The organism is Actinosynnema sp. NPDC049800, assembly GCF_040656635.1.
Lineage (GTDB): Bacteria > Actinomycetota > Actinomycetes > Mycobacteriales > Pseudonocardiaceae > Actinosynnema.
On record NZ_JBFAMT010000117.1, the window covers coordinates 1 to 5389 of the forward strand.

General features: G+C 71.1%; 6 protein-coding genes. 5 read left to right on the forward strand and 1 reads right to left on the reverse strand.

Features of this window, described 5'->3' with window-relative positions:
• From AB0I91_RS44505 to AB0I91_RS44515, 3 genes are all read left to right on the forward strand, one after another.
• Positions 1-376: EAL domain-containing protein (locus AB0I91_RS44505; RefSeq protein ID WP_499642320.1), on the forward strand; the 376-nt coding region annotated here is incomplete at its 5' end.
• A 61-nt stretch (positions 377-437) separates the two neighbouring features.
• The gene (locus tag AB0I91_RS44510; protein WP_499619202.1) at positions 438-1184 is read left to right on the forward strand and encodes a phosphotransferase family protein; all 747 of its coding nucleotides are present in this window, start codon (positions 438-440) and stop codon (positions 1182-1184) included.
• A gap of 221 nt (positions 1185-1405) precedes the next feature.
• On the forward strand, positions 1406-1780 hold the full coding sequence (locus AB0I91_RS44515) for a hypothetical protein (RefSeq protein ID WP_499642322.1): 375 nt from the start codon (positions 1406-1408) through the stop codon (positions 1778-1780).
• Positions 1781-1945: 165 nt separating this feature from the next.
• Here the strand turns inward: AB0I91_RS44515 and AB0I91_RS44520 are convergent, their stop codons facing one another.
• Positions 1946-2992: a LacI family DNA-binding transcriptional regulator gene (locus AB0I91_RS44520; RefSeq protein ID WP_498786910.1), complete on the reverse strand. Its 1047-nt coding sequence runs from the start codon at positions 2990-2992 to the stop codon at positions 1946-1948.
• Positions 2993-3219: 227 nt separating this feature from the next.
• Here AB0I91_RS44520 and AB0I91_RS44525 point away from each other — a divergent pair, with 227 nt between their 5' ends.
• Complete coding sequence (locus AB0I91_RS44525; RefSeq protein WP_498786911.1) at positions 3220-4272, forward strand: sugar ABC transporter substrate-binding protein; 1053 nt, start codon at positions 3220-3222, stop codon at positions 4270-4272.
• 3 nt (positions 4273-4275) lie between these two features.
• On the forward strand, positions 4276-5301 hold the full coding sequence (locus tag AB0I91_RS44530; RefSeq protein WP_498786912.1) for an ABC transporter permease: 1026 nt from the start codon (positions 4276-4278) through the stop codon (positions 5299-5301).
• The last annotated feature ends 88 nt before the right edge of the window (positions 5302-5389 follow it).

Sequence of the window (5389 nt, forward strand, 5' to 3'; positions counted from 1 at the left end):
GCGGGTGCGGCAGGCGATGGGCGAGCTGGTGGAGCGGGGCATCCGGTTCGCGGTGGACGACTTCGGCACCGGCTACTCGTCGCTGGCCCGGTTGAGGGACCTGCCGGCGCAGATCATCAAGGTCGACCGGCGGTTCGTGTCCGGGGTGGGCAACGACAGGTCGGACCTCGCGGTGGCGCGGGCGGTCGTGGACATGGCCCGGGCTCTCGGCCGCACGTGCGTGGCGGAAGGGGTGGAGACCGCGACCCAGTTCGACGTGCTGCGCGAACTCGGCGCGGACGCGTTCCAGGGCTGGCTGTTCTCCCGCCCGGTCCCGGCCGAGGACATCCGGAGCCTGCTGGCCATGAGTCCCCTGCACGTCCCTGCCGCGGGATGACCGACCGGGCGAGCCGTGAAATCCGGCGACATCGGCGGCCTCGCCCGACAGGATGGCCGGCATGGAAGAGGTCGAGGTCGTCGTCGCGCACAGCCAGCGGGCGACGTTGCGGGTCGGCGAGGTGTTCCTGAAGGTCGACGGCGACGCGGCGCACGCGGAGGTCGAGGTGCGGGCGATGGCGATGGCGCCGGTGCCGACCCCGGCGGTCCTCTGGCGCGAGCCGCCCGTGCTCGCGATCGCCGCCGTGCCCGGCAAGGCGCTCGGCGTCCTCGGCGAACCGTCGCCCGCGTCGCCGGCGGCGTGGGCCGCGGTCGGCGCCGCGGTCCGGGAGCTGCACGACGCGCCGTTGCCGCCGTGGCCGGGGCCCAGGCTCGAGGACGTGGCGGCGGAGCTCGACAGCGAGTGCGCGTGGCTGCTCGCCAACGCCGTGCTGCCCGCGGAGGTGATCCGGCGCAACCGCGAGATCGCCGAGGCCGCGCTCCGGCCGTGGGAACCGGCGTTCATCCACGGCGACCTGCAGATCACGCACGTGTTCGTCGACGGGGACGAGGTCACCGGCGTCATCGACTGGTCCGAGGCCGCCCCCGGCGACGCCATGTTCGACCTCGCCACCTTGACGCTCGGGCACGAGGAACGCCTGGACGACCTGCTGGCCGGCTACGGCGACGACGTGGACCGGGACGTGATCCGCGCCTGGTGGTCGTTGCGCAGCCTGACGGCGTCGCGCTGGCTGATCGAGCACGGCTTCGACCCGGACGCGCCGGGGTGCGAGTTCGACGTGCTCCGTGCCCGGATGCAGGAACCCTGATACCGCTCCGACGCGGAACTCGGAGTTGTCCAGGTGTCGTCGATGCCTGCTAACCTCGAACCAGCGAGGGGAGTACTCCCAAGCAGCGGTGTCGCCTAAGGGTGTTCGCGCACCCCGGTGCCGTTGGTCGGTCCGTCCGGCGGAGGAGACCTCCAATCGGTCAAGCACGTCTTGATCGGTTGGAGAGGCGCTCCCTCCAGCCGATCGGGCTGGAGGAGCTCATGCAGGCTCTGCGGGACTTCCTGGTCGAGGCGCTCAAGTCCGGCTACGGCAAGTCGGTCCTCGCCGTCGCGGCGTTGTGGATCACCAAGCCGGTGTGGTTGGCGCTCACGCGGGTCGTCGAGGAGTGGGTGCGCTCCGGCCCGGTCCGGCGACGGGTGACGCACGAGGGAAGAGCCATCGAACGAGCCCTCGGCGCCGAAACCAAGGAGCAGGGCGATCAAGCTCGCGAGGTCCTCAGACTCCTGTTGAGGGCTCCCGATCCCGAGCCGCCCGGGCCGGCCGCCGGCGAGACACCGGCAAGCGCGGACTCGGAGACCAGGACGCCGGCGAACGAGGATCCGGACGCCGGCGAAGGACGAGCGGGCGCCCCTTGACCGGAACGGGGTGTTCCGCCGTAGGGGGATGCGCCCGGTTCAGGTCCAGGCCGGGTGCACGTGATGGTTGCGACGCGTTGGGCGTGGCAGAGGACGTCGGCCCTGCCACTCGGCCGTCACGTCGACGGGCCGCCAACCGCCGACGGAGCGGGTGTCAACGGCCCGTTACGCGCCCGTGTCCGACGACGGGGGCGGCAGCTCGCCCGAACCGCGCCGGACCAGCGTCGCCGGCACGACGGCGTGCGTCGGCGGCGACTGCTCGCCCCCGATGCGGGCGAAGATGAGCTCCGCCGCCCGGCGGCCGAGCGCCGGGACGTCCTGGCGCAGCACGGTGACGCCGGGTTCGAGCATGTCGGCCAGCGGGAAGTCGTCGAAGCCGATCAGGGCGACCGAGCGGTGCAGGTCGCGGTCGCGCAGGGCGCGCATCGCGCCGACGGTGACCAGGTTCTGCGCGGTGAACAGGGCGGTCGGCGGCTCGTCCAGGTCGAACAGGGTCGCGGCGGCGCTCTCGGCGGCGTCGGGACCGTGAAGGTCGGTGCGCACCAGCTCGTCGCGCAGCGTCAGGCCGGCGTGGGCGAGCCCTTCGAGGTAGCCGGTGTAGCGCTCCCGGCTGGTCCACAGCGTCTGCCGGTCACCCAGGAACGCGATGCGCCGGTGGCCCAGGCCCGCGAGCTGGAGCACGGCTTCGCGCGAGCTGTCGCGGTTGGTGGTGGTCACGCTGTCGGTGCCGTCGAACGTCGGCGGGCGGTCGACCAGCACCATGGGCGTGCCGCGCTCGCGCTCCTGCTGCAACGCGTCCTGGTGCCCGCCCACGGCCATGACGACGATGCCGTCGACGCGGCGGGTGGCGAGGGAGGTGAGCAGCTCGCGCTGGAGCTCCGGGTCGTCCTCGCTGCTGCCCGCCAGCACCAGCACGCCGTTCTGCCGCGCCCGGTCCTCGACCGCGCGCAGGAGGGCGGCGTCGAACGGGTTGGACAGGTCCTCGAACAGCACGCCGAGGGTCGCGCTGCGCCGGTCGGAGCGGCGCAGGCTGCTGGCGGTGAGGTTGGGGCGGTAGCCGAGGGTGCGCGCGGCGGCGCGGACCCGTTCGACCACGTCGGGGCCCGCGCCGGGCAGGTCGTTGATGACCCGCGACACGGTCTTCGTGCTGACCTTGGCGAGTGCGGCGACGTCCCTCATGGTCGGCTCGCGCCGTGCACCCCGTGAGTCCATGGACCTCTGCTCCATCCTGGGTAACGCTTGCGTAACGGCGGCTTGTCGCGGCTTGGAGCACGAAGCTAGCGTCAACGATGACTTAACAACAGTCCCCCTTTCTCCCCCGTCGCTCCAGTGAGGGTGGAAGCGCCGGACTTCTTGCTTTTGATCTCGCGTAACCAGGCCTGACGTGAACGCCCTCGTGTTCCGCTGCCGGTTACGTCAACGTTGACGTAGGAGGAGACATGACCGGACCGTCGCGGACGGGCGTCAGGCTCACGGCCCTGGTGTCGGCGTCGTTGCTGGCGCTGGTCACCGGGTGCGGGGACGGTGGCGACGCGGCCGGCGGCGGCACGCTCGTCGGGTTGGTGACCAAGACCGACACGAACCCGTTCTTCGTGAAGATGAAGGAGGGCGCCCAGCAGGCGGCCGGTGGGACGGGCGCGACGGTGCAGTCCTTCGCGGGCAAGCAGGACGGCGACAACCAGTCGCAGGTCGACGCGATCGAGAACCTGGTCGGCGCGGGCGCGAAGGGCATCCTGATCACGCCCAACGACTCCAAGGCGATCGTGCCCTCGGTGGACAAGGCCCGCCAGGCCGGGCTGCTGGTCATCGCCCTGGACACCCAGCTGGAGCCGGCCGACGCCGCCGACGCGACCTTCGCCACCGACAACTACCAGGCCGGCAAGCTCATCGGGCAGTGGGCCAAGGCGAAGTTCGAGTCCGAGGGCAAGCAGGCGAAGATCGCGCTGCTGGACCTCAACCCGAACCAGGTGTCCGTGGACGTGCAGCGCGACCAGGGCTTCCTGGAGGGCTTCGGCGTCGACGTGAAGGACAAGGGCCGCATCGGCGACGAGAGCGACCCGCGCATCGTGGGCCACGACGTCACCGACGGCGCGCCCGAGGGCGGCCGGACGGCGATGGAGAACCTGCTGCAGAAGGACCCGGGCGTCAACCTCGTCTACACGATCAACGAGCCGGCGGCGGCGGGCGCGTACGAGGCGTTGAAGGCGGCGGGCAAGGAGAAGGACGTCACCATCGTCTCGGTCGACGGCGGCTGCCCCGGCGTGCAGAACGTCAGGTCCGGCATCATCGGCGCCACCGCGCAGCAGTACCCGCTGAAGATGGCGCAGCTCGGCGTGGAGGCGATCGCGAAGTTCGCGAAGGACGGCACCAAGCCGCAGAACACGGCGGGCAAGGACTTCGTGGACACCGGCGTCACGCTCATCACCGACCAGCCCGCGTCCGGGGTCGAGTCGAAGGACTCCGCCTGGGGCCTGCAGAACTGCTGGGGCTGAGCCATGTCGACCACGCTGTCCGAAGAACGCACGCCGGGCGGTGACCAGGCCCGTCCGTCACCCCTGACCCGCCTCCAGCACCTGCTGCACGCGCAGGCCACCATCGGGCCCGCGGTGGTGCTGCTGGTCGCCGTGGTCGTGTTCGCCGTGCTGTCACCCCGGTTCCTCACGCCGGGCAACGTCTCCCTGATCCTGCAACAGGTCGCGGTCATCGGCACGCTCGCCGTCGGCCAGACCATCGTCATCCTCACCGCCGGCATCGACCTGTCCTGCGGCGCGGTCATGGTGCTGACGTCCATCGTCATGGCGAAGGTGGCGGCGGACACCGGGTTGCCGGGCCTGCCCGCGCTGCTGCTCGGCTTCGTCGTCGGCACGTTGTGCGGCCTGCTCAACGGCCTGCTGGTCACGCGGCTGAAGCTGCCGCCGTTCATCGTCACCCTCGGCACGCTCAACGTGTTCTTCGCGTTGAACCTCTGGTACTCCGAGAGCGCCACCATCCGCGGCGCCGACATGCCGTCGTTGCTGCTGTGGACCGGGCAGACGGTCAACCTCGGCGGCACCCGGGTCACCTACGGCTCGATCATGATGGTGGTGCTGGTGGCCGCGATGGCGTTCGCGCTGAAGAACACCGCGTGGGGTCGGCACGTCTACGCCACCGGCGACGACCTCGAAGCCTCCCGGCTGTCCGGCATCCGCACCGCCCGCGTGCTGCTCAGCGTGTACGCGATGGCGGGCCTGGTGTACGCGCTGGCGGCGTGGGTGCTGATCGGGCGGATCGCCTCGGCGAGCCCGCAGGCCGGGCAGATGGACAACCTCGACTCGATCACCGCGGTCGTCATCGGCGGCACCAGCCTGTTCGGCGGGCGGGGCGCGATCGTCGGTTCGCTGATCGGCGCGTTGATCGTCGGCGTGTTCCGCAACGGGCTGGCGCTGGCCGGGGTGGACGTGCTGTGGCAGACCCTGGCCGTCGGCGTGCTGATCATCGTGGCGGTGTCGCTGGACCAGTGGATCCGGAAGGTGAAGCCATGACACCCTCAGTGTCAACCTCAAGAATTAGATCAAGCGGCTGCGGCTTGGTCGGTGAGTCGTTGCGCGCCGCCGTGGAGTTCGGGGTCGT